20 protein-coding genes and 1 tRNA gene are annotated in these 22,855 nt (G+C 74.5%); 10 read left to right on the forward strand and 11 right to left on the reverse strand.

The features are described from left to right. Positions 1 to 71 precede the first annotated feature (71 nt). The 3 genes from O2W17_RS11040 to O2W17_RS11050 form a co-directional block, all read right to left on the reverse strand. A complete protein-coding gene (locus O2W17_RS11040) occupies positions 72 to 206 on the reverse strand; it encodes a hypothetical protein (RefSeq protein ID WP_269192483.1) in 135 nt (44 codons plus the stop codon). Between the two features lie 142 nt (positions 207 to 348). Beyond that, the gene (locus O2W17_RS11045; RefSeq protein ID WP_269192484.1) at positions 349 to 504 is read right to left on the reverse strand and encodes a hypothetical protein; all 156 of its coding nucleotides are present in this window, start codon (positions 502 to 504) and stop codon (positions 349 to 351) included. 66 nt (positions 505 to 570) lie between these two features. Then, positions 571 to 1,506: a ribokinase gene (locus tag O2W17_RS11050; RefSeq protein ID WP_269192485.1), complete on the reverse strand. Its 936-nt coding sequence runs from the start codon at positions 1,504 to 1,506 to the stop codon at positions 571 to 573. Between the two features lie 101 nt (positions 1,507 to 1,607). Here O2W17_RS11050 and O2W17_RS11055 point away from each other — a divergent pair, with 101 nt between their 5' ends. From O2W17_RS11055 to O2W17_RS11070, 4 genes are all read left to right on the forward strand, one after another. Continuing rightward, the gene (locus O2W17_RS11055) at positions 1,608 to 1,949 is read left to right on the forward strand and encodes a DUF3140 domain-containing protein (protein WP_269192486.1); all 342 of its coding nucleotides are present in this window, start codon (positions 1,608 to 1,610) and stop codon (positions 1,947 to 1,949) included. A 7-nt stretch (positions 1,950 to 1,956) separates the two neighbouring features. Beyond that, positions 1,957 to 2,664: a methyltransferase domain-containing protein gene (locus O2W17_RS11060; RefSeq protein ID WP_269192487.1), complete on the forward strand. Its 708-nt coding sequence runs from the start codon at positions 1,957 to 1,959 to the stop codon at positions 2,662 to 2,664. A 73-nt stretch (positions 2,665 to 2,737) separates the two neighbouring features. Further along, positions 2,738 to 3,766 carry a type III polyketide synthase gene (locus O2W17_RS11065; protein WP_269192488.1) on the forward strand — a complete coding sequence of 343 codons (1,029 nt, stop codon included), beginning with the start codon at positions 2,738 to 2,740 and terminating at the stop codon, positions 3,764 to 3,766. A 73-nt stretch (positions 3,767 to 3,839) separates the two neighbouring features. Further along, complete coding sequence (locus tag O2W17_RS11070; protein WP_269192489.1) at positions 3,840 to 4,484, forward strand: response regulator; 645 nt, start codon at positions 3,840 to 3,842, stop codon at positions 4,482 to 4,484. A 13-nt stretch (positions 4,485 to 4,497) separates the two neighbouring features. Here O2W17_RS11070 and O2W17_RS11075 read toward each other — a convergent pair whose 3' ends face one another. The 5 genes from O2W17_RS11075 to O2W17_RS11095 form a co-directional block, all read right to left on the reverse strand. After that, positions 4,498 to 6,123: a sensor histidine kinase gene (locus O2W17_RS11075; protein WP_269192490.1), complete on the reverse strand. Its 1,626-nt coding sequence runs from the start codon at positions 6,121 to 6,123 to the stop codon at positions 4,498 to 4,500. Positions 6,124 to 6,308: 185 nt separating this feature from the next. Beyond that, positions 6,309 to 6,382: transfer RNA gene (locus O2W17_RS11080), tRNA-Gly, on the reverse strand. A gap of 52 nt (positions 6,383 to 6,434) precedes the next feature. Next, the gene (locus O2W17_RS11085) at positions 6,435 to 7,388 is read right to left on the reverse strand and encodes a methyl-accepting chemotaxis protein (RefSeq protein ID WP_269192491.1); all 954 of its coding nucleotides are present in this window, start codon (positions 7,386 to 7,388) and stop codon (positions 6,435 to 6,437) included. 1 nt (position 7,389) lies between these two features. Then, the gene (locus O2W17_RS11090) at positions 7,390 to 7,968 is read right to left on the reverse strand and encodes a PAS domain-containing protein (protein ID WP_269192492.1); all 579 of its coding nucleotides are present in this window, start codon (positions 7,966 to 7,968) and stop codon (positions 7,390 to 7,392) included. Between the two features lie 173 nt (positions 7,969 to 8,141). After that, positions 8,142 to 10,862 carry a S8 family serine peptidase gene (locus O2W17_RS11095; RefSeq protein ID WP_269192493.1) on the reverse strand — a complete coding sequence of 907 codons (2,721 nt, stop codon included), beginning with the start codon at positions 10,860 to 10,862 and terminating at the stop codon, positions 8,142 to 8,144. Positions 10,863 to 11,038: 176 nt separating this feature from the next. Here O2W17_RS11095 and dcd point away from each other — a divergent pair, with 176 nt between their 5' ends. Next, positions 11,039 to 11,623, forward strand: coding sequence for a dCTP deaminase (dcd, locus tag O2W17_RS11100; RefSeq protein WP_269192494.1), 585 nt, complete (start codon positions 11,039 to 11,041; stop codon positions 11,621 to 11,623). On the opposite strand, the gene O2W17_RS11105 is transcribed toward dcd, so the two are convergent. The 3 genes from O2W17_RS11105 to O2W17_RS11115 form a co-directional block, all read right to left on the reverse strand. Further along, positions 11,620 to 12,957 carry a CynX/NimT family MFS transporter gene (locus tag O2W17_RS11105; protein ID WP_269192495.1) on the reverse strand — a complete coding sequence of 446 codons (1,338 nt, stop codon included), beginning with the start codon at positions 12,955 to 12,957 and terminating at the stop codon, positions 11,620 to 11,622. The genes dcd and O2W17_RS11105 overlap by 4 nt on opposite strands. Before the next feature lie 68 nt (positions 12,958 to 13,025). Further along, positions 13,026 to 13,991 (reverse strand): DUF389 domain-containing protein, encoded by a 966-nt coding sequence (locus tag O2W17_RS11110; protein WP_269192496.1) that lies wholly within the window; start codon positions 13,989 to 13,991, stop codon positions 13,026 to 13,028. A gap of 140 nt (positions 13,992 to 14,131) precedes the next feature. Next, a complete protein-coding gene (locus O2W17_RS11115; RefSeq protein WP_269192497.1) occupies positions 14,132 to 17,764 on the reverse strand; it encodes a heterodisulfide reductase-related iron-sulfur binding cluster in 3,633 nt (1,210 codons plus the stop codon). A gap of 309 nt (positions 17,765 to 18,073) precedes the next feature. Here O2W17_RS11115 and dnaK point away from each other — a divergent pair, with 309 nt between their 5' ends. From dnaK to O2W17_RS11140, 5 genes are read left to right on the forward strand one after another with little or no spacing between them, the layout of a single operon-like run. Beyond that, positions 18,074 to 19,954 carry a molecular chaperone DnaK gene (gene dnaK / locus O2W17_RS11120; RefSeq protein ID WP_269192498.1) on the forward strand — a complete coding sequence of 627 codons (1,881 nt, stop codon included), beginning with the start codon at positions 18,074 to 18,076 and terminating at the stop codon, positions 19,952 to 19,954. After that, positions 19,951 to 20,655: a nucleotide exchange factor GrpE gene (gene grpE, locus O2W17_RS11125; protein ID WP_269192499.1), complete on the forward strand. Its 705-nt coding sequence runs from the start codon at positions 19,951 to 19,953 to the stop codon at positions 20,653 to 20,655. Before dnaK ends, grpE begins: the two co-directional genes overlap by 4 nt. A gap of 31 nt (positions 20,656 to 20,686) precedes the next feature. Continuing rightward, a complete protein-coding gene (dnaJ, locus tag O2W17_RS11130) occupies positions 20,687 to 21,907 on the forward strand; it encodes a molecular chaperone DnaJ (RefSeq protein ID WP_269192500.1) in 1,221 nt (406 codons plus the stop codon). After that, positions 21,904 to 22,356 carry a heat shock protein transcriptional repressor HspR gene (locus O2W17_RS11135; protein ID WP_269192501.1) on the forward strand — a complete coding sequence of 151 codons (453 nt, stop codon included), beginning with the start codon at positions 21,904 to 21,906 and terminating at the stop codon, positions 22,354 to 22,356. Before dnaJ ends, O2W17_RS11135 begins: the two co-directional genes overlap by 4 nt. Beyond that, positions 22,353 to 22,826, forward strand: a complete 474-nt coding sequence (locus O2W17_RS11140) for a MarR family winged helix-turn-helix transcriptional regulator (RefSeq protein ID WP_269192502.1) — start codon at positions 22,353 to 22,355, stop codon at positions 22,824 to 22,826. The genes O2W17_RS11135 and O2W17_RS11140 overlap by 4 nt, the downstream gene beginning before the upstream one ends. Positions 22,827 to 22,855 lie beyond the last annotated feature (29 nt).

The raw sequence follows: 22,855 nt of genomic DNA on the forward strand, positions 1-22,855 counted from the left end.
GGCACCGGGGATCGATGGTGTCGGTGTGACGACTCAGCGTCACCGGACGCGGCTCCCCGGCGCCGCCGGCGTCAGTCCCGGCGGGTGCGGCGGGGGTTGGCCAGCAGCCGGGCGACGGCGTGCGCCGCGGTCTCGACGGCGGACTCGTCGCGCGACGAGGTGGGCGACTCGTGGGTGTTCGGGTGCGTGCGGGCGTTGTCCTCCATGCGCTCCAGCGTGCCCGACCGTCGACCGGGGAAACCGTCGCGTACCCGATCGGGGCTGAGAGACGCGTCACCACCCGCCCCCGGGGTCGCGGGGCACGTGCCCCGGCCCGGCACGCAGGGCGCGTGCCGGCCGGGAGCGCGATCAGACGTCGGGGGAGTCGGCACCGCCGCCGGCGGCGTCGTCGCGCCCCTCGGCCGGCTCCTCCGCGTGCGGCGTGCGGCCGCTGCCGGACTCCTCGCCGGCCGGGTCGCCCTCGGCGCGATCGGCGCTGTGCGGCGTGCGCTGGGGTTCGCTCATCGGGGCTCCTCCTCGGGATTCGGGTCGGGGTGGCTGTGCCCGGTCCTCCGGCCGGTGAACCGCTGCTCAGCCGACGGGGATGGCGGCGGGCACGTGCGGGAGCACCCGCCGCACGGCGTCGTCGTCGGGCAGGGCGCCGCGCGCCCCGGGGCCGGTCGTCGACAACGCCGCGGCGGTGGCGGCGTGCCGCACGGCGTCGGGCAGGCTCGCTCCGTCGGCCAGCGCCTGCCCCAGCGCGCCGGTGAAGCAGTCCCCGGCGCCGGTGGTGTCCACGGCGGTGACCGCGGGCGGCGCCTGCATCAGGACGGGGCCCTCCCGGGGCACCACGAGGGCGCCGCGTGCCCCGAGGGTCACCACCACCGCGCCCGCCGTCACCCGGCGGGCCAGGTCGGCGAGCCCGGCGGGGGAGCGCTCGCCGGGCTCCTCGCCGGCCAGCTGCACCAGCTCGTGCTCGTTGGGCACCAGGACGTCCACCCGTGCCAGCAGCGCGGCCGGCAGCGGGCGCGGGGGCGCGGGGGTGAGCACCACCGTGCCGGTCGCCGCCCGTGCCGCCGCCTCGACCGTCGGCAGCGGCACCTCGAGCTGCAGGAGCACCACCCTGGCCGAGCGCACCGAGGGCGTGTCGACGTCGTCCGGCGTCAGCTCGGCGTTGGCCCCGGGGACCACCACGATCAGGTTCTCCCCGGTCGTCTCCTCGACCGGGATGGTCGCGGTCCCGGTCGGCGTGCCGGTCGTGCGCAGCACCCGGCTGACGTTCACCCGCGAGCCGGCCAGCGCGGCCAGCTGCCGGTCCCCGGCCGGGTCGTCGCCCACCCGCCCGACCATGTGGACGGTGTTGTTGCCCTGGCCGCCGAGGAGCCCGGCGGCAGCCGCCTGGTTGGCGCCCTTCCCACCCGGGGCGAGCGCCGCGGAGCGGGCCACGACCGTCTCCCCGCGGCCGGGCAGCCGGTCGACGGCCACCAGCACGTCCTCGTTCAGGCTGCCGACGACGGTGACGGACACGCGGACCTCCGGGGTGGGGGACGGGGCACCAGCAGTACCAGACCGCTGTTTCCCCCGGCCGGTGCCGCGGTAGGGGAGGGCGACGACCGAGCGGAGGACCGATGACCACCGAGGATCCCGACGACGTCCGGCGCGAGTTCGGCGAGGCGGTGAACATGACCGCCGGCGAACTGGAGGAGTGGCTGGCGACCGAGGAGTCGCAGGCCGTGGGGCAGAAGGACGGCGGCGACGAGTCCACCGGGCACGTCTCCGGCCGCCGCATCGTCGAGCTGCTGCGCACGAAGAAGGGCGACCTCACCGACGACGACCTCGCCCACATGCGGAAGGTGCACGGCTACGTGGCGCGGCACCTGGCCCAGCGGCCGGCCCAGGAGGACGTCGAGACCTCCCGATGGCGGTACTCCCTGATGAACTGGGGGCACGATCCGCTGAAGAAGGGCTAGGCCCCACGTGCGAGACAGCGTCCGACCGCGCAACGACCCCGCCCAGTACGACGACCTCGCCGACCAGTGGTGGGAGCCCTCCGGCGGGTTCGCCGCGCTGCACTGGCTGGCGGCTTCGCGGGCCGAGCACATCCCGCCCGCGGCCGAGCCGGGCGCGCTGCTGGTCGACCTCGCCTGCGGGGGTGGGCTCATGGCGCCGCACGCGGCCCGCCTCGGCTACCGGCACGTGGGCGTCGACCTCGGCTTCGAGGGGCTGCGGACGGCGCGCGGCCACGGCGTGCTCCCGGTGCGCGGATCGGTGCTCGCCGTCCCCCTGGCCGACGGCTGCACCGACGTCGTCGTCGCCGGCGAGATCCTCGAGCACGTCGAGGACGACGTCGCGGTGCTCGCCGAGTGCGCCCGACTGCTGCGGCCCGGGGGCGTGCTGGTGCTCGACGCGCTCGCCGCCACCCGGATCGGCCGCTTCCTCACGATCACCGTCGCCGAACGGCTGCCCGGCGGCCCGCCGCCGGGCATCCACGACCCCGCGCTCTTCGTGGACCGCGGGCGGCTGCTCGCCGCGGCCGACCGGCTGGGGCTGGACCTCCGCCTGGTCGGCCTGCGGCCCTCGCTCCGGGACGCGGTGGCCTGGCGGCTGGGCCGCCGCGGCGGCGTGCGGATGAAGCCGATCAGGTCCACCGCCGTCGTCTTCGCCGGCTACGGGCGCAAGCGGTGAGCGGGCGTCGGCGTCCCGGCGCACGTACCGTCGGGCGCATGATCCAGAGCAGGTCCGTCGCGGAACCGCGCCCGTGACCGCGGCCGTCCTCACCGGCGCCGGCGCCGCGCTGCCCACGACGCTCGACCAGGAAGCTGCCTGGGAGGGGTTCTTCGCCACGCACTACGAAGGCGTGCGCGCGGCCCGCCGGATCTTCCTGGGCGCGGGGGTCCGCCGCCGCCACGCGGTCGCGAACCCGGTGGACGAGGACCTCAGCGGCTGGGGCACCGGCGCCCGGATGACCCGCTACATCCAGGAGGCGCTGCCGCTGGGCAAGCAGGCCGTGGCCGGGGCGCTGGACGCCGCGGGTCTGGCCCCGGGCGACGTCGGCCTCTTCGCCGTCGCCACCTGCACCGGCTACGCCACCCCGGGCCTCGACATCCGGCTGGCCAGCGACCTCGGCATGCCGGCGGGCCTGCAGCGGCTGCTCGTCGGCCACATGGGCTGCTACGCGGCCATCCCGGGGCTGGCGGCCGTGAGCGATTTCGTCACCGCCCGCTCGCGGCCGGCGGTGCTGCTGTGCTGCGAGCTGACCAGCCTGCACGTGCAGCCGGCGCAGGCCGACCTCGAGCAGGTGGTCGCGCACGCGCTCTTCTCGGACGCCGCCGCGGCCGTCGTCGTCGAGCCCGGCGCCTCGCGCGGGCACCGGCTGGCCGGCATCGTCGCGCGCACCGACGCCTCCACCGCCGACCACATGACCTGGGACGTCACCGACCTCGGCTTCCGCATGGGGCTGTCCCCGCGCGTGCCCGACGTGCTGTCGCGGCACGTGGGCGACGTCGTCGACGAGCTGCTGGGCGCCGAGGGTCTGCGGGCCGAGGACGTCGCCGGCTGGGCCGTCCACCCCGGTGGGCCGCGGATCATCGACGTGGTCCGGGACGAGCTCGGGCTGCGCGAGGAGCAGGTCGGCGCCTCCCGTCGGGTGCTCGCCGAGCACGGAAACTGCTCCTCGGCCACCGTCCTGCTCGTGCTGCAGGAGCTCGCCGACGTCGACGGCCCGATCGTCGCCATGGCCTTCGGTCCTGGGCTGACGCTGTACGCCGCACTGCTGCTGCCGGCCTGACCCGACTGTCGGCCGGGCGCGCCCGGCCCTACGCTCCGGCGTACCGCGACGTCGGACTGGGGGGAGGGCAGCCGTGGAGCCGTCCCGATCTCGCGTGCGGGTCTTCCTCGTCGACGACCACGAGGTGGTCCGCCGCGGCGTGGCCGAGGTGCTGGAGGACGCCGCCGACCTGGTCGTCGTCGGGGAGGCCGGCACGGTCGCCGAGGCCCTGGCGCGGGTGCCGGCGGTGCGTCCCGACGTCGCCGTCCTGGACATGCGGTTGCCCGACGGTGACGGCGCCTCGCTGTGCCGGGAGCTACGCGCCCGCGTCCGCGGCCTCCGCTGCCTGGTGCTGACCAGCTACGCCGACCGGAGCGCCCGCGACGACGCCGTCCGGGCCGGGGCGGCCGGCTTCCTGCTCAAGCAGGTGCGCGGACCGGCCCTGGTGTCGGCGGTGCGCACCGTGGCCGGCGGCGGCACGCTCCTGGCCGACGGTCCGCCGCCCGCGGGGCGGCAGGGCGGGGACCGGCTGGCGGCGCTCACCGACCAGGAGCGCATCGTCCTACGGCTGATCGGGGAGGGTCTGACCAACCGGCAGATCGGCGAGCGCATGGGGCTGGCGGAGAAGACCGTGAAGAACTACACCAGCCACCTGCTGGCCAAGCTGGGGCTGGAGCGCCGCACCCAGGCCGCGATCCTCGCGACCGAGCTGCGCGAGACGCGTCCGCCGGGACGCTGACGCCGCCGCGTGGTCAGCTCGGGAGCGGCACCGACCACCGGATCTCGGTGCCGGAGGGTCCGGCCGCCACCGTCATCCGGCCGCCCCGCCGCTCGGCGCGGTCGGCCAGGTTCGCCAGCCCGCTGCGCACGGTCACGGCCGGCAGCCCGCAGCCGTCGTCGGTGACCACGACGCAGACCGCGTCGGTGAGCGTCACCTCCACCGTCACCCGGGAGGCGCGCGCGTGCCGCACGACGTTCGTCACCAGCTCCCGGACGACCGCGACCAGGTCGCCCACCATGGCCGCGGGAAGGTCCTCGACCTCGCTGCGCACCCGCAGGTCCGGCCGCAACCCGTGCCCGTCGGTGACCGAGCGGACGACCTCGGCCACCCGCTGCCGGACCGCCGCGGCGGAGGAGTCCTCCGCCCCGTGCAGCTCGAAGATCGACGCCCGGACGCGGGCGATCGTCCCGTCGAGCTCGTCCACCCGCTCGGCGATCCGTCTCGCCGCCTCCGGCGCCGACTCCTCCAGCGACCGGCCCAGGCGGTCGAGGGCCAGCGCGGTGGCGAAGATCCGCTGCACCACGTGGTCGTGGAGGTCGCGCGCGATCCGTTCCCGGTCGGCCTGCACCTGCAGGCGCTGCTCGCGCTCCTGGCTGCGCACCAGCTCCATGGCGACGGTGGCCTGGGTGGCGAATGCCGCCGCCGGCTCCAGCACCATGGGGTCGAACGGGGGGCGGCCCCGGGTCCGCAGGGCGACGAGCGTGCTGGTCCGGAACCGTTCCCCGACGGGGAGGAACAGCGCCGGGCCGTACCGGCCGGCGAGCCGGCCGATGACCTCGGCGCGCGTCATCCCCGGGGGCGGGGCCTCGACGTCGTCGACCAGCTGCGGCGTGCCCGACCGGTGGGCCACGCCCAGGCGGGAGCCGGCCAGCGACACCAGCAGCCCCTCGGTGTCGCCGGCGGACGGGCCGGCGGCGACGGTGATGGTGAGCGTCTCCTCGTCACCCGGCAGGGGCACCAGCAACCCGACGGCGTCGGCGCCCGACAGCTCGACGACGCGGGCGGCGGCGGCCCGCAGCACCTCGTCGGCCGGCCGCCCCGAGAGCAGGGCCGTCGCGATCTCCGTACCGGCCTGCGACCAGGCGCGGCGCTGCTCGGCGCGCTCCAGCAGCCGGGCGTTCTCGATGGCCAGCCCCGCCACCGCGGCCAGGCCCTGGGCCACCTCGAGGTCGGCCTCGGTGAAGGCCGTGCCGGTGCGCTTCTCGGTGAGGTACAGGTTGCCGAACACGGAGTCGCGGACCCGGACCGGCACGCCCAGGAACGACCGCATCGGCGGGTGCCCCGGCGGGACGCCGACGGACGCGGGGTGCTGCCCGAGGTCGGCCAGCCGCATCGCCTCGGGCTCCTCCACCAGCAGCCCGAGGATGCCGTCACCCGCCGGGGGCCGACCGATCCGCTCGTGGTCCTCGGGGGTCATCCCCACCGTGACGAACCGGTCCAGCCCGCGGCCGTCCGGCGTGAGCACGCCGAGGGCGCCGTAGCCGGCGCCGACGTGCCGGACCGCCGCCTCGACGATCTCCCGCAGGGTCGCCTCCAGCTGCCCGCCGGACGCGGCGGCGAGCAGTGCGGCGGTGAGCGCGGTGGCGTCGTCGGTCATCGGTGGCACCAGCGGTCGGGCGGGGACACGGCCCGACCGTAGGAGCGCCGACGTAGCGGGGGAAGCGCTTCGCCCATCGTCGTGCGAAACGGGGTCGTCCCAAAGGGACCAAAGGCCCGGCACCGGGTCGGCCTCCCGGACGCGACGAGGCCCCGGTCGGATCGACCGGGGCCTCGGGAGCGTCGTGGAGCGGGTGACGAGAATCGAACTCGCACTGTCAGCTTGGGAAGCTGATGTTCTACCATTGAACTACACCCGCGAACGGCGACGAGACTACCTGGTCGCCTCCCCGCCGCGACAGCCACCTCCGGTCAGCGGCGCATCTCCGCGAGGAACCCGGTCGCCTCCGAGCGCAGCTTCTCCGCCATCTGCGACAGCCCGGTGACGTCGTCGGAGCCGGTGTTCAGGGAGGCGGAGCCGTCCACCGCGGCCGCGATGCCGTCGACCAGCCCGTTCATCTCGCCCACGGTCGAGCCCACGCTGCTCATCACCTCGGCGACGTCCTCCGAGGCCTGCCGGATCTGCTCGACCTGGGCGGTCACCCGCTCGGTCGCCCGCCCGGTCTGGTCGGCGAGGTCCTTGACCTCCGAGGCGACGACGGCGAAGCCCTTGCCGGCCTCACCGGCGCGGGCGGCCTCGATCGTGGCGTTGAGCGCCAGGAGCCGGGTCTGGGCCGCCACCGAGTCGATCAGCGCGATGATCTCCTCGATCTCGGCCGACGAGCGGGTGAGCGAGCCGATCGTCTCGCGGGCGGCGCCGACCTCGCAGCTGGCGGCCGACGCGGCGGCGGTCAGGCCCGAGGCCGAGGCGCTGAGCTCCGTCGCCGCCGTCGCCACCTGCTCCGACATGGACAGCACGACCGACTCGAAGTCGTCGGCGAGCTGCAGCCGGCTGCGCTGCGCCTCGGTGACCCGCCCGGCGGTCTGCTGCATGGCGCCGCGGGCGTCGTTGATGGCGGTCGCGCTGCGCCGGAAGGAGCCCAGCAGGCCGGTGGTCAGCAGCCGGCGGTGGAACCGGCCCTCGGCGGCCGAGTGCAGCGCGGCCGAGGACTCGCGGACGAACGCGTCGGAGACGTCGAGCACCCGGTTGACCGCGTGGTGCAGCCCGACCAGCTCGGGGATCGCCTCGGCGTCGGGCGCGATGCGGCTGCGGGCCTCCAGGTCACCCCGGGAGGCCGCCTCGCAGGCCGCCGTCAGCTGGCGCACGAACGCGCGGTAGGCCGCGAGCTCGGCGGCGTCGGCGCCGCGGGTGGAGCGCACGCCCATCTCAGCTCTCCTCGCGGTTGATGACCGACCAGATGAAGTCGTCGTAGGTCTGCCCCTGCTCGGCCAGCACGTCGGCGAGCAGCCGGGCGGACGCCTCGACGGCGGCGCGCGCGTTCGGGTGGCGGCGTTCCTCGTCGAGCAGCCGCTGGTAGAGGGGGAGCACCCGCTGGACCGCGCCCCGGGAGGGCCGGCGGCGGTTGGAGTGGTACCCGACGACGCGGCAGCCGGCGTCGTAGGAGGGGGTGACGTGCGCCAGGACCCAGTAGTGCCCGCCGTCGACCGCCAGGTTGTTGATGTAGGCGAAGACCTCCTGGCCGGCGGCGAGGCCGTCCCACAGCAGCTTGAAGACCGCACGCGGCATCTCGGGGTGCCGGATCAGGTTGTGCGGCTTGCCGAGGACGTCGTCGAGCTCGTAGCCGCTGACCCGGAGGAACACGTCGTTGGCATAGGTGATGACGCCGCGCAGATCGGTCTTGGAGACGATCAGCTCGTCTGCGGCGAAGGGCCGCTCACGTCCCGTGGGGCGAGCGGGAACGCGGGCGCCACGGGGTGCCGGTGGCGCCGGCCTGGTGTCGAGCACGAAGCGGTCTCCCTGGTTCTCGGTCGATTGCGTCCTCTACATCGGCAGACCGGGGAAGATGTGGACGGGCCGAAGGTCCCGTCGTCTCCGGGACGGCACCGTGCCCCGTCCGCACGGGGAAGTCGGACGGGGCGCGGTGGCTCAGGGGGTGCGCCGGGGCGGCGCGGACGGCGTCAGAGGGCGACGCCGGTGCAGGACGAGGCGCAGCTCATCGACCAGATGGAGCCGAGCGGACGGAACCGGTCGGAGCGGACGAGCCGCTCGCCGGCCGGGCCGCTGCGGACCACGGGCCCGGCAGCAGGTGCTCCGCCGTCCGGCGTTCCGTCGTCGGGCGTGCTGCCGTCCGGCGAGGTGCTGCCGGGGGTGGTGTCGTCAGGCGTCGTGCCGCCGTCGGGCGTGCTCCCGTCGGGCATCGGGCCGCCGGGGTCGCTGCCGTCGGCCGGGTCCGTCGGTGCCGTACCGACCTCGTCGGCGTAGGTCAGCGCGTTGCTCAGCACGGTCGACCGCCCGTCCCGTGCGTAGACCGAGACGTCGTAGGTGCCGGCCACCCGGGCGGGCACGCGGACCACCAGGTCGGTCGTGCTGCTGCTGACCACGGTGCCCGTCGTCGTGGCGCCGATCCGCACCGTGGGGTCGGCGGGCAGGGCCCGGCCGGTGATCGTCACCAGCGTGCCGCCCGAGGTGCTCACCCGGTCGGGGCCCAGCGACGTGATGCGGAAGACGCCGACCTCCGGGTAGGTCGTCGTCCCCGGGGGCGCCGGCGTGCCGCCCCCGTCCTCGGGGGTGCTGCCGTCGGGAGCTGTCCCCTCCGGCGTCGTGCCGGGCGTGGTGTCCCCGGGCGTGCTGCTGTCCGGGCTGGTGCCGGGGGTGCTGCCGTCGGGCGTGGTGCCGTCGGGGACGGTGTCGTCCGGTGTGGTGCCGTCGGGGACGGTGTCGTCCGGTGTGGTGCCGTCGGGGACGGTGCTGTCGGGGACGGTGTCGTCCGGTGTGGCGCCGTCCGGGGTGGTCCCGTCGGGGGTGCTCTCCCCGGGCGACGTGCCGCCCGGCGCCGACCCGGGGAGGGGCGCCGTGCCCGTGCCCGGTCCGGGGGTCGTGCCCCCGGGCGACGTGCCGCCCGGTGCCGGCGCCGCATCGTCCGGGGAGGTGCCGGACGGCGGGTCGGTCCGGATCGGCTCGGCCGGGCTCCCGCCGTCGGGGCTCGGGCTCGCCGAGGAGACCAGGAGCGGGGCCGCGTGCATCCTGCCCAGCGGGTCGTCGTCGCGGTACAGCTGCACGGTCAGGACGTAGCGCCCTTCGGCGAGCTCGACCGCGGGGGACAGGCCCGTGCCGTCGAAGGAACCGAAGGTGCCGAGGTCGAAGCGGGCGTCGCCGGCGTCGTCGGTGCTGACCGTCACGCCGTCGAGGGTCACCGCCTTCTGCGACAGCGCCCAGATCTCCCCGGCGTGCTCCATGCCGAGGCCGATGGCGACCGAGTACTCGCCGCTCCCCGCGGACCCGCTGATCCCGATGGTCGGGGTGACCACGCCGGGGCGGGCGGTCATCGACGTGAAGGCGTACTGCACCGGCTCGGTGCCGCCCTCGGCCAGGCGGCTCATCGTGAGCCGGCCGCCGGTGACGGACTTGCCGACGAACGCGGGCACCAGGTCCACGTCCGCCAGGAGCGCGGCCTTGATCTCGGCGGCGGTGGCCATGGGCATGGCGGCGCGGTAGAGGGCGACCGCCGCAGCTACCTGCGGGCCGGCGATCGACGTCCCGCCGACCAAGCGCACGCCACCGTCGTTCCACGTGGTGAGCACCAGGTAGCCAGGGGCGAACAGATCGACGTCGGTCGCACCGTAGGCGGAGCTCGGCGAGATGGTGTCTCCGGCGGTCGAGCTACCCACGGTGATGACGTTGGGGTCGGGCAGGCTCGCCGGGTACAGGATGCTGCTGTCCCGGTCCAGGGCGTCGTTCCCGGCCGCGGCGACGACGAGGACGTCGTGGGCTGCGGCGTACGCGACGGCGTCCCGCAGGTTCTGCAGGGCGAAGCCGGTGAACTCGCCACCCCAGGACGCGGTGATGACGTCGGCGCCGTTGTCGACGGCGTACCGGATCGCCTTCGCCCCGGCGTTCACGTCGACCGTGCCACCGCCGCCGATGACCAGCGGCATGAGCGTCACGCCCGGCGCGACCCCGGCTGTGCCGGCGCCGTTGCCTGCCCGGGCACCCACCACGCCGGCGACGCTCGTGCCGTGCGTGCCCATGCTGCCGTTGTCGACGTCGGCGTTGTTCGCGTAGAAGTTCCAGCCGTGGCAATCGCCGGCCAGGCCGTTGCCGTCCGTGTCGGGGGCGCCGCAGGCCTGGTCCGGGTTGGTCCACAGCGAGCCGGCCAGCTCCACGTGGTCGGAGTCGAAGCCGGTGTCGACGACGGCCACGATCCGGCCGGCTCCGGTGCCGGTCTCCCAGCCGCTCGTCGCGTCGACGTCCGCGTCCGCAAGCGCGGGGACGGGCTGGTGGTAGGAGTTGGTACCGGTGTTCTCGAGGTTCCAGCCGTACTGGGGGAAGTAGGGGTCGGTGACGGTGCCGAGCACCGGGACCGACTGGGAGGTGGCCACCTCGTCGACCCCCGCCACCGCCCGGAGCCGGTCCGCCGTCACGCCGTCGGTGGCGACCAGGGCGGAGACCTCGTCCAGCGGCTGGGCGTGCGCGACACCGGGCACGGCCTCCAGGGCGCCGAGCAGGACCGCGTCCGCGGCGCTCGCGGTCACGACGTAGCGGGTCAGCCCGTCACCGTCGCCGAAGTCCGTCGCCACCTGGACCGCGGGGGCGGCCCAAGCCGTGTACACGGCTGCGCCGGCGTAGCCGGCTACGACGGCCGAGGTCAGCACGACCCCCAGGACCTTCTTGCTCGTCATCCGCACAGTCCTCCGGCGCCACCCGCCCGGCCGGTCCGGAGGGGCCGGGACCGGGGAGCCCGGTCGCCGGCAGGCGCTCTCCCGCTGGGCTACGACGCGGCCGCCGGCCGGCTTGAGGCCCGGGAGGCCGGATTCACCCGGAGGGAGGGCCGGAGCGGTTCCCTAGACTCCGCGCCATGCTGCTGAGCGACCGCGACATCACGGCCGCGATCGCCGGGGGACGCCTCGGCATCGAGCCCTACGACCCGGGGCTGGTGCAGCCGTCCAGCATCGACGTCCGGCTGGACCGGTTCTTCCGGGTGTTCAACAACTCGCGGTACACCCACATCGACCCGGCGGAGCAGCAGGACGACCTCACCACCCTGGTGGAGCCCGACGGCGACGACCCCTTCGTGCTGCACCCCGGCGAGTTCGTGCTCGGCTCCACGCTGGAGGTGATCAGCCTCCCCGACGACCTCGCCGCGCGGCTGGAGGGGAAGTCCTCGTTGGGGAGACTGGGGCTGCTCACCCACTCGACGGCGGGGTTCGTCGACCCCGGGTTCTCCGGGCACATCACGCTGGAGCTGTCCAACGTGGCGAACCTGCCGATCACGCTGTGGCCGGGCATGAAGATCGGCCAGCTGTGCATGTTCCGGCTGAGCAGCCCGGCCGAGCACCCCTACGGCTCGGCGGTCTACGGCTCGCGGTACCAGGACCAGCGCGGCCCCACGCCGTCGCGGTCGTTCCGGAACTTCACCCGCGCAGAGACCAGGCGCCCCTAGGCGCGTGGCGGCGGGTCGTCCGCCACGCGGGCGGCGGCCGGCACCTCGACGCCGGCGCTCTCCAGCACGTCGCCGCAGCGACCCGCCGGTGACCAGCCGGGGACGGCCCGCTCCACCTCGTCGTCGACGAACACCTGCCGGGTGGCGATCCACCCGGCCACGCTGAGCACGGCGACGCCGGTGAGCGCGATGACGAACATGCCGTCGTAGCTGCCGGTCACCCCGCGCAGCACGCCCACGAGGAGCGGGCCCGAGCCGGCGATCACGTAGCCGAAGCTCTGGCTGACGGTGGAGAGCGCGGAGACGCTCTCGGGCGTGCGGGCGCGCAGCCCGATGAGGGTGAGCACCATCGAGAAGGTGCCCATGCCGACGGCGATGAGGACCATCCAGAGCCACGGCGCGGTGGTCGGTGCCGTCCAGAGGCCGACCCAGCCGGCCACGTAGCAGGCGATGAACACCAGCAGCAGCGGGCGCTGCAGCCGCGGCCGGACGGTCAGCGACGGGATGACGGCGCTCAGCGGCAGGCCGACGACGGAGTTCAGGCCCAGGAGCAGCCCCGCGGTCGCCGCGCTCAGCCCCGAGTCGCGCAGGTACTGGGCCGACCAGCCGATGACGACGTAGGCCTGCAGTGCCTGGACGCCGAAGAAGGCGGTGATCGCCATCGCCGTCGGGCTGTGCACCAGCGCCCGCATGCGGACGGCGGTGTGGCCCTGGCGGGAGACGTCGGGGGCGGCCGGCACGGCCAGCCACACGCCCGCCGCGACGAGCGCCGGCAGCGCCCAGACGACGAGCGCCCAGCGCCACCCCTCGCCCTCGGTGCCCGCGACGTCGGCGATGGGCTGCGAGGCCACGGCCGCCAGGGTCGCGCCCAGGCCCATCGCGGTGCTGTAGGCGCCGATCAGCGGGCCGGTCCGCCCCGGGAAGTGGCGCTTCACCAGGCTGGGGAGCATGACGTTGCCCAGGGCCCCACCGGCCATGGCCAGCGCCGTGCCGGCGAGGAAGACGGGGAAGGCCTCGGCCAGGCTGCGCAGCGCGAGCCCGGCGGTCATCGCGACCAGGGCGCCGGCGAGCACGTGCGAGTCCCGGTAGCGCGCCGACAGGGCCGGACCGGTGAACCCGATGAGCGCGAAGCAGAGCACCGGCATGGTGGTGATGACCCCGGCCAGGCTGCTGGAGATGCCCAGACCCCGCTCGATCTCCTCCAGCACGGGACCGACGCTGGTGACCGCCGTCCGCAGGTTGAGCGCCGTCAGCACGATGGCCACGGCCATCAACCCGAGACCCCGACGGCGGTCGGTGCCGGTGCTGCTGCGGTCCGGGGCGGTGCGCGTCACCCGGAAAGCGTCCTCCATGACCGTCGGCACATCGACCTCGGGTCGGTGCGCGCCGCAACCACCTCGGCTCAGCCGCGGGCGCCGGTCACGCGCTCGACCGGTGGCACGGTCCGCGGCATGCGGTGCCAGACCGCCCGCTGCAGCGCCAGGGTCGCCAGCGCGGCGACGAGGATGCCGGCCAGGTTGATGCCGAGCTGGGTGGCCGCCCGCACGAACTCGGCCCCGCCGCCGAGGGCGGTCGCGACGGCCATGTCGGCGGCGGCCGGCACGGTGGTCACGGAGATGAAGACGCCGACCAGGGCGCCGCTCTTGGCCGCGGTCAGCGAGAGGACGCCCGCCACGCCGGCGAGCACGGCGACGACCACCGACCACCGGTCCGGGGCGGTGATGAACCCGGTCGCGGGCCGGTCCGCGGTGAGCAGCTCGGTGCCGAACCACCCCAGGGCGCGGCCGGACAGCACCACCACGGAGGTGACGCCGATCGCGACGAGGAAGCCGACGACCAGTGAGGCGCCGGCCTGCCGCGCGATCGCCCGGCGGCCGTGCAGGGTGGCGACGGCGAGCGCGGCGAGCGGCGCGAACTCCGGGCCGAGCACCATCGCCCCGATCAGCAGGACCGCCGAGTCGTTGATGATCGCGACCGCGGCGAGCAGCGTGGCGATGGTCAGGAACGCCAGGTAGGACACCGAGAGCGACGAGTCGGCTTCCGTCGTCCGCACCACCTGCTCCCAGACGACGGCGTCGGCGCCGTCACCGGGTGCCCGTTCCTCGGCCCGCCGCGCGGCCGAGGAGACCGCCGCGTCCACGGTGACCATCGCGATGCCGCCGTCCCGGTCGATGCCCAGCTCCCTCAGCGCGGAGACCAGCCCGTCGGCGGACTCGCGTGCCACGTCGGCGAGGACGAGGTCACCGGCCGGCGCCAGGGAGGCACCCGGCAGCACCGCCAGGTGCGCCGTCCCCGGGCAGTGCGCGAACAGCGCGAGCACCTCGTCCGTGCGGTCGGAGGGAACGGTAACCCGCAGCTGGAGGAGCACGGGGGCTTTCTATCCCGTGGACGACGACGGCGCGCACCCCCGGGGGGTGCGCGCCGTCGTGGTGCGGTCGATCTGGCCGTGGCACGGGCCGGACTCCGCGCTCCGGTCCGCTCCTCGCTGCGATGCTCCCGGAGCTGTCGTCAGGCCTTCGGGCCGTGCTCCGTGGCCGCCGAGCCCTCGCCTGCCGGGTCGGCGCCGGGCGAGGTCCCGACGTCGGGACCGGAGGCCGCGCCCTGGGCGGAGACCGCCACCGGCTGCATCGAGCGCAGCAGGATCTGGCTGACGTCGAGCACCTCGACGTGCTCGGCCGCCTCGCCGTTCTGCTTCTTGGAGGTCAGCGCGTCGCTCAGCATCGTGATGCAGAACGGGCACGCGGTGGAGATGACGTCGGGATCGAGCTCGAGCGCCTCCTCGGTGCGCTCGACGTTGATCCGCTTGCCGATCTTCTCCTCCATCCACATGCGGGCACCGCCGGCGCCGCAGCAGAAGCCGCGGTCCTTGCAGCGGTGCATCTCCTGGGTGGACAGGCCCTGCACGGAGTCGAGGATCTCCCGCGGCGGCGTGTAGACCTTGTTGTGCCGGCCCAGGAAGCAGGGGTCGTGGTAGGTGACCTTGCGGTCGACCGGCGTGACCGGGGTCAGCCGGCCCTCCTCCACCAGCTTGCCGAGCAGCTGGGTGTGGTGCACGACCTCGTACTCCCCACCGACCTGCGGGTACTCCCGGCCCAGCGAGTTGAAGCAGTGCGGGCAGGTGGCGACGATCTTGCGGGTGCCGGGCACCCGGCCCTCGAAGACGCCGTCGAGCGTCTCGACGTTCTCCATGGCCAGCTGCTGGAAGACGAACTCGTTGCCCAGGCGGCGGGCGGGGTCACCGGAGCAGGTCTCCCCGTTGCCCAGGACGGCGAACTCGACGCCGGCCGTGTTGAGCAGCTCCGCGACGGCCTTGGTCACCTTCTTGGCGCGGTCGTCGATGGCGCCGGCGCAGCCGACCCAGAACAGGTACTCGACCTCGTGCGGCAGCGGGCCGTCGGCCACGCGGACGTCGAAGTCCAGGTCCTTGATCCAGTCCTCGCGGACGTTGCCGCCCATGCCCCACGGGTTGCCGCGCTTCTCCAGGTTGGTCAGCATCACGCCGGCCTCGGAGGGGAAGTTGCTCTCGATGAGGACCTGGTAGCGCCGCATGTCCTCGATGTGGTCGATGTGCTCGATGTCCACCGGGCACTGCTCGACGCAGGCGCCGCAGTTGGTGCAGCTCCACAGCACGTCGGGGTCGATGACCCCGCCCTCCTCGAGGGTGCCGACCAGGGGGCGGTGCGCCTGCGCGTCGTTGGTGCCCTCGATGCGGGCGTAACCCGACGCCCACACCTGCTCGTCGCTGGGCTTGAGGACGTCGTAGTCCGGCGCCGACTCGGCCGCGGTCTTCTCGCCGAGCAGGTACGGGGCCTTGGCGTACAGGTGGTCCCGCAGGTCCATGATCACCATCTTCGGCGACAGGGGCTTGCCGGTGTTCCACGCCGGGCACTGGCTCTGGCACCGCCCGCACTCGGTGCAGGTGGTGAAGTCCAGCATCCCCTTCCAGGTGAAGTCCTCGATCTTGCCGCGGCCGAAGACGTCGTCCTCGCCCGGGTCCTCGAAGTCGATGGGCTTGCCACCGCTGGTCATGGCCGGCAGCGGGCCGAGGGCCTGGCTGCCGTCGTCGTTGCGCTTGAAGTAGATGTTGAAGAAGGCGCTGAACCGGTGCCACGCGACGCCCATGTTCAGGATGCGGGCGATGACCACCAGCCAGGTCAGCGAGACGACGATCTTGATGAACGCGACGATCGAGACGACGTCGGGGTTGTCCGGGAAGAGGTTCGACGCCAGGCTCGCGAACGGGTGCGACCAGGTGGGGGCGTCGTCCAGGCCGGAGGCGACCTTGGCGGCGCGGATGCTCAGGATGCTGATGCCGACGATCAGGACGACGGCCTCGACGAAGTAGCCCCGCCCCTCGTTCGACCCGGCGAAGCGGCTCTTGCGGCCCTGCCGGCGCGGGTGGTCCTTCTGCCGCCGGTAGATCAGGTAGATGATCCCGAGGATCGTGCCGGCGCCGATCAGGTCGACGAAGAGGCTCCAGATCGCCCAGGTGCCGATCAGCGGCAGGTGGAACGCGGGGTTCCACACCTCGCCGAACGCCTCGACCAGGGTCAGGAACAGGCCGTAGAAGCCGACGAAGACGAACCAGTGGGCGATGCCGATGGACGACCACTTCAGCATGCGCGTGTGGCCGAGCGACTCCACCACCAGGGTCTTCAACCGGCTCTTCACCGGGCCGAAGCGGGTCCCATCGGGCTGGCCGGTGCGGATGATCCGCACCATCGCCCGGACGGCCCGGTAGGCCATCACGGACGCGACGATCAGGAACAGGACGCTGATCGTCCCCAGGACGATCTGCAGCGGGCCCGTCATGTTTTCCCCTCCCGTACGCCTGGCGGCGTCGGCTGACCCCCGCCTACCACCCGGGCGAGGGGCTCTGTGTGGTGCGCGCGCCGGTGCGCCGGCGCTCGGGCCGGCCCGCGGATCGCATGCGGGCAGCGCTGCCCGCATTGCGACGCACGATAGCGGGCGCGCCGAGACGCTACTCGCGGGTAACGACAGCGCGCCGCACAGCCTGGTCCCCGCCCCTCCGTGCGCCGCGCCCACGCCCGTCCCGCCCGCCGTGATCCTCGGGTGCGGACCGCCGTCATCGCGCTGCAGCGAGTGGTCGGCGTGCCGAAGGTGAGGATGGTGCGTCAGCCCTCGCGCCGGACCCCCCCGCGCCCGCGGGGTCGCGGTGAACCGGCGCCCCGCGCGGTCCGCCGGTCGGGCGAGCAGGCGCCGCAGATCCGCCTCGGTCCGCGGCCAAGCCAAGGGCCGCACGTCGGGGTCCGCGATCCGGGCCACCCCGATGCCGAGCGCACGCAGCTCGTCCTCGCGCCGCTTCTCCTCCCACAGCACCTCGCCGGGGGAGCGGTTCCGCCACGGGTCGGTGTACTTCACCCGGCCGTCGAACTCGACGGCGACGGCGGCGTCGTCGAACCACGCGTCGACGACGGCGACCAGTCGCCCCTGGCTCCGGATCTCGACCTGCAGCTCCGGGGAGGGCAGGCCCGCGCCCAGGATGCGGAGCCGCCCGCGGGTCTCCAGCGGCGACTCCGCCCGCCCGTCGGCCAGTCCGACGGCGCGTGCCGCCCGTGGTGCCCCGGGCCATGAGCGAGCGGCCGCCGCGGCCGCGGCCAGTCCGGCGGCCGTGGCCCGTTCGGCGAGCAGTGCGGCGTCCATCGCCACGACGGCGTCGTCGAGCCGCCACTCCCGCGCACAGTCGACCAGCGTCCGGGCCGCGGAGGTCAGCCGCAGTGGTCCCGTGCGCCACCGGTCCGCCCCGGCCAGCGGCGCGCACGTCATGAAGTATCCGTTGCCGCGCCGCCACTGCCGGGGATCGGTCAGCCGGACGACGGGATCGGCGTCGTCCGGGACGGGGAGGTGCCACAGCCGGGCGGCGGACGAGTGGCTCACCACGGCCGATGGCCGGTCGAGCGCCATGAGGACGGCCAGGCAGTCGACGCGGTGCCGCCCGACGGCGTCCTGCCCCGCAGCGAGGTCGTCGGCGGCCGCGAGCACCCCGCGGCGCAGCCTGGTCCAGCGCCCGGTCGACACGAGAGCTCTGATCTCTCCGCGCCCGTAGCCGGCCGCCAGGGCCTCCGACGTGGTGAACAACCCGTGGCGTGGCTCGGCGAGGGCGCGCAGCGAAGGGTGCACGGCGGCAGCCTGCCGATCCTCCGCGCTCGCCGGTGCCCGGGCGGGGGAGATGTGCATGGTCGCCCCGGCTGTGGACGGCGGACCAGCGTGGCCGGCGCGCCGTCCTCGCGCCGGAGCACGAGGACGGCGTGCCGGCGGGGAGGTCGGTCGCGCGGAGGAGGGCGCCGCCGTGAACGGGGCCCCGGGAACACGACCGGCGTCCCTGCCGTTAGGGTGGGCAGGAAAGTTGAGTGGACCCCGCGCAAGGGCGGCCACCGGCTGACCACACGGACCAGTACCACCCCAGCACACGGAAGAGAGGCCATCTCCATGGCTCGAGCGGTCGGTATCGACCTCGGCACCACCAACTCCGTCGTCACCGTCCTGGAGGGCGGCGAGCCGACGGTGATCGCCAACTCCGAGGGCTCGCGCACCACCCCGTCGGTCGTCGCCTTCGCCAAGAACGGCGAGGTCCTCGTCGGGCAGTCGGCCAAGAACCAGGCCGTCACCAACGTCGACCGCACCATCCGGTCGGTCAAGCGCCACATGGGCACCGACTGGAAGACCGAGGAGATCGACGGCAAGCGCTACACGCCGCAGGAGATCAGCGCCCGCACGCTGCAGAAGCTGAAGCGGGACGCCGAGACCTACCTGGGCGAGCCGGTCACCGACGCCGTCATCACGGTCCCCGCCTACTTCGAGGACGCGCAGCGCCAGGCCACCAAGGAGGCCGGTGAGATCGCGGGCCTCAACGTGCTGCGGATCGTCAACGAGCCGACCGCGGCCGCGCTGGCCTACGGCCTGGACAAGGGCGAGACCGAGCAGACGATCCTCGTGTTCGACCTCGGCGGCGGCACCTTCGACGTCTCCCTGCTCGAGATCGGGGACGGCGTCATCGAGGTGAAGGCCACCGCCGGTGACAACCACCTCGGTGGGGACGACTGGGACGAGCGCGTCGTCAAGCACCTGGTGCAGACCTTCAACGCGCAGAACGGCATCGACCTGTCCAAGGACAAGCTGGCGATGCAGCGCCTGCGCGAGGCCGCCGAGAAGGCCAAGATCGAGCTCTCGGGCGCGCAGTCGACCAACCTCAACCTGCCCTACATCACCGCCGGGGCCGAGGGTCCGCTGCACCTCGACATCACGATCACCCGCGCCGAGTTCCAGCGGATGACGCAGGACCTGCTCGACCGGGCCCGCGCGCCGTTCAACCAGGCGATCCGCGACGCCGGCATCTCGGTGAACCAGATCGACCACGTCGTCCTCGTCGGTGGCTCGACCCGCATGCCGGCCGTCTCCGACCTGGTGCGCGAGCTGACCGGGGGCAAGGAGCCCAACAAGGGCGTCAACCCCGACGAGGTCGTCGCCATCGGTGCCGCGCTGCAGGCCGGTGTCCTCCGCGGCGAGGTCAAGGACGTGCTGCTCCTCGACGTCACCCCGCTGTCCCTGGGCATCGAGACCAAGGGCGGGATCATGACCAAGCTCATCGAGCGCAACACCACGATCCCGACCAAGCGCTCCGAGATCTTCACGACGGCCGACGACAACCAGCCGTCCGTGCAGATCCAGGTGTTCCAGGGCGAGCGCGAGATGGCGATGTACAACAAGAAGCTCGGCATGTTCGAGCTGACCGGTCTGCCGCCGGCGCCCCGCGGCGTCCCGCAGATCGAGGTCGCCTTCGACATCGACGCCAACGGCATCGTCCACGTCCACGCCAAGGACCTCGGCACGGGCAAGGAGCAGTCGATGACCATCACCGGCGGCTCGGCCCTCCCGAAGGACGACATCGAGCGGATGATGAAGGACGCCGAGGCGCACGCCGAGGAGGACAAGAAGCGCCGCGACGAGGCCGAGACCCGCAACCTCGCCGAGTCGCTGCAGTACCAGACCGAGAAGTTCCTGGCCGAGAACGGCGACAAGATCCCGGCCGAGAAGAAGGACGAGCTCGGCGAGGCGCTGTCCGAGCTGCGCAGCGCGCTGGGCGGCTCCGACATCGAGGCCATCAAGTCCGCGCAGGAGAAGGTGGCCCGCGTGTCCCAGGAGGTCGGCGGGGCGCTCTACGCCCAGCAGGCCGAGGCGGCCGGCGGTGCGCCCGGTGCCGACGCCGGTGACGGTGCGGCGCAGGGCGGCGGCGCCACGGCGGCCGACGACGACGTCGTCGACGCCGAGATCGTCGACGAGGGCCCGGACCAGGGCACCGACCGCCGATGAGCCCGGGGGACGAGCAGCCGCGGGTGGTCATCCGTGACAAGCGGCGGATCGACCCCACCACTGGTGCAGTACGGACGCCGGCCGGCGAGCAGCCGGCCGGCGTCCGGCCCGGTACCGACCTCCCAGGGGAGCAGATGAGCGAGCACGACACGCCGGTCGACGAGCAGGCGCCGCAGACGCCGACCGCACCGCAGCAGACCGCGGACGGCGGCGACCTGGCCCAGCAGCTGGCCGAGCGCACGGAGGACCTGCAGCGGGTCACGGCCGAGTACGCCAACTACCGGCGGCGGATCGACCGCGACCGGACGCTGGTCGTCGACCAGGCGGCCGAGCGGTTCGCCACCCAGCTGTTCCCGATGGTCGACGACATCGAGCGGGCGCGGGACCACGGCGACCTCACCGGGGCCTTCAAGCTCGTCGCCGACCGCATCCTGGGCCTGCTCGACGGCCTGGGCGTGGAGGCCTTCGGGGTGGCCGGCGACGAGTTCGACCCGTCGCTGCACGAGGCCGTCATGCACGACACCTCCGCGGAGGTGAGCGTGCCGACGGCGACCACGGTGCTCCGGCAGGGCTACCGCCGGGGCGACCGCGTGCTGCGGACGGCGATGGTGGCCGTCACCGAGCCCGAGTCCCCGGCCGCCGCACCGCAGCCGCAGGAGGCACCGCAGGACGGCGACGACGCCGGCCAGGCGGCGGTCTGAACCGCCCGACAGCGACGAGAGGGGGCGTCCGATGAGCACCCGTGACTTCATCGAGAAGGACTACTACGGCGCGCTCGGCGTCCCCCAGGACGCCGACGCCGCCGCGATCAAGAAGGCCTACCGCAAGCTGGCCACGGAGCTGCACCCGGACAAGAACCCGGGCAACACCGAGGCCGAGGCGCGGTTCAAGGACGTCTCCGAGGCCTACGACGTGCTCTCCGACCCCAAGCGGCGCGGGGAGTACGACGACGCGCGACGGCTGTTCGGCGCCGGGGGAGCCGGTGCCCGGGCCGGGTTCCCCGGCGGCTTCCCGGGGGCAGGTCCCGGCGGCCAGCCCTTCGACCTCGGCGACCTGTTCGGTGCGGCCGGGGCCGGGGCCGGGGCCGGCGCGGGCGCCCGGGGCGCCGGCGGGCTGGGCGACATCCTCGGCGGGCTCTTCGGCGGCGCCGGCGGCGGCGCCCGCGCCCGCAGCCAGGCGGCGTCCGGTCCGGCGCGCGGGCAGGACGTCGAGACCGAGGCGACGCTCTCCTTCGACGAGGCCGTCCTCGGGGTGACGGTGCCGCTGCGGATGCAGAGCCCGGGCAGCTGCCCGACCTGCGCCGGCAGCGGTGCCAAGCCCGGCACCAGCCCGCACACCTGCCCGGTCTGCCAGGGGGCGGGCGTGACCAGCCGGAGCCAGGGCGCGTTCGCCTTCTCCGAGCCGTGCCGCAACTGCCGCGGCAGCGGTCAGGTGGTCGACGACCCCTGCCCGACCTGCGCCGGGAGCGGGATCACCAGCCAGACCCGCACGATCACCGTGCGGATCCCGTCCGGTGTCAAGGACGGACAGCGCATCCGGCTGCCCGGGAAGGGTGCACCGGGACGGCGCGGCGGGCCCGCCGGCGACCTGTTCGTCGTCGTGCACGTCTCCGATCACTCGCTCTTCGGGCGCAAGGGCGACGACCTGACCCTCACCGTGCCGATCACCTTCCCCGAGGCGGCGCTGGGCACCACGCTCACGGTGCCCACGCTGGACGGCACCGTGTCGCTCAAGGTGCCGGCCGGCACCGCGAGCGGCCGCACCCTCCGGGTGCGCGGCCGCGGGGCGCCGGGGAAGGGCCGGGCCGGCGACCTGCTGGTCACCGTGGAGATCGCCGTCCCCGCGCGGCTGACCCCGGCGCAGCGCAAGGCCGTCGAGAGCCTGGCCGAGGAGATGCACGAGGACCCGCGCCCGCAGATCACCGCCGCGGTGCGGGCGGGAGGTGAGGGATGACCATGCCACCGGGAGGCCCTCTGGGGAGTGCCGGGCGGGCCGTCGCGGAGGACGCGCCGGTCTTCGTGATCTCCGTGGCCGCCGAGCTGGCCGGCATGCACGCCCAGACGCTGCGGCAGTACGACCGGCTGGGGCTGGTGAGCCCCGGCCGGACACCCGGCGGCGGGCGGCGCTACAGCCCGCGCGACGTCGCGCTGCTGCGCGAGGTCCAGCGGCTCTCGCAGGAGGACGGCGTCAACCTGGCCGGCATCAAGCGGATCATCGACCTGGAGTCGCAGGTGGAGGCGCTGCAGGCGCGGGTGCACGAGCTGCTCGCGGAGCTGCAGCACGCCGAGAACCGGCGGATGGCCGCGGAGGCCGCGGTCCCGGCCGCCTACCGGGCGGACCTCGTCCCGCACCGGCGGCCGAGCTCGGCCCTGGTCGTCTGGCGTCCCGGAGGTGCGCGGTGAGCCGCCCGGCGACCGACGCCCACGAGGCGTACGTCGCGCTCGAGCGCGAGATCGGCCTGCTGCTGCGGCGCTCGCGCGCCATCTCGGCCCGGCTGGCGCGCGAGCTGCACCCGGACCTGGACGGCGCGGCGTACGGGCTGCTGGCGCTGCTCCAGGACACCGGCCCGCTGCGGGCGAGCGACCTGGTGGCGCGGCTGGGGCTGGACAAGAGCACCGTCAGCCGGCAGATCTCCAGCCTGGTGGACCTGGGGCTGGTCGACCGGGCCGCCGACCCCGACGACGGCCGCGCGCAGGTGCTGACGCCGTCCGCCGAGGGGGCCGCCCGCCTGGCCCGCATCCGGTCGGCGCGGCGCGCCCGCTGGGAGAGCGACCTGTCCGACTGGCCTGCCGAGGACGTCGCCACGCTCGCCGTCCTGCTCGAGCGGCTCAACCGCATCGGCGAGGCCCGCGAGGCCGAGTCGAAGGAGTGACGCCGACCGGCCGGGTGCACCGCACCCGG

This window comes from Blastococcus sp. VKM Ac-2987 (assembly GCF_026967805.1).
Classification (GTDB): Bacteria; Actinomycetota; Actinomycetes; order Mycobacteriales; family Geodermatophilaceae; genus Blastococcus.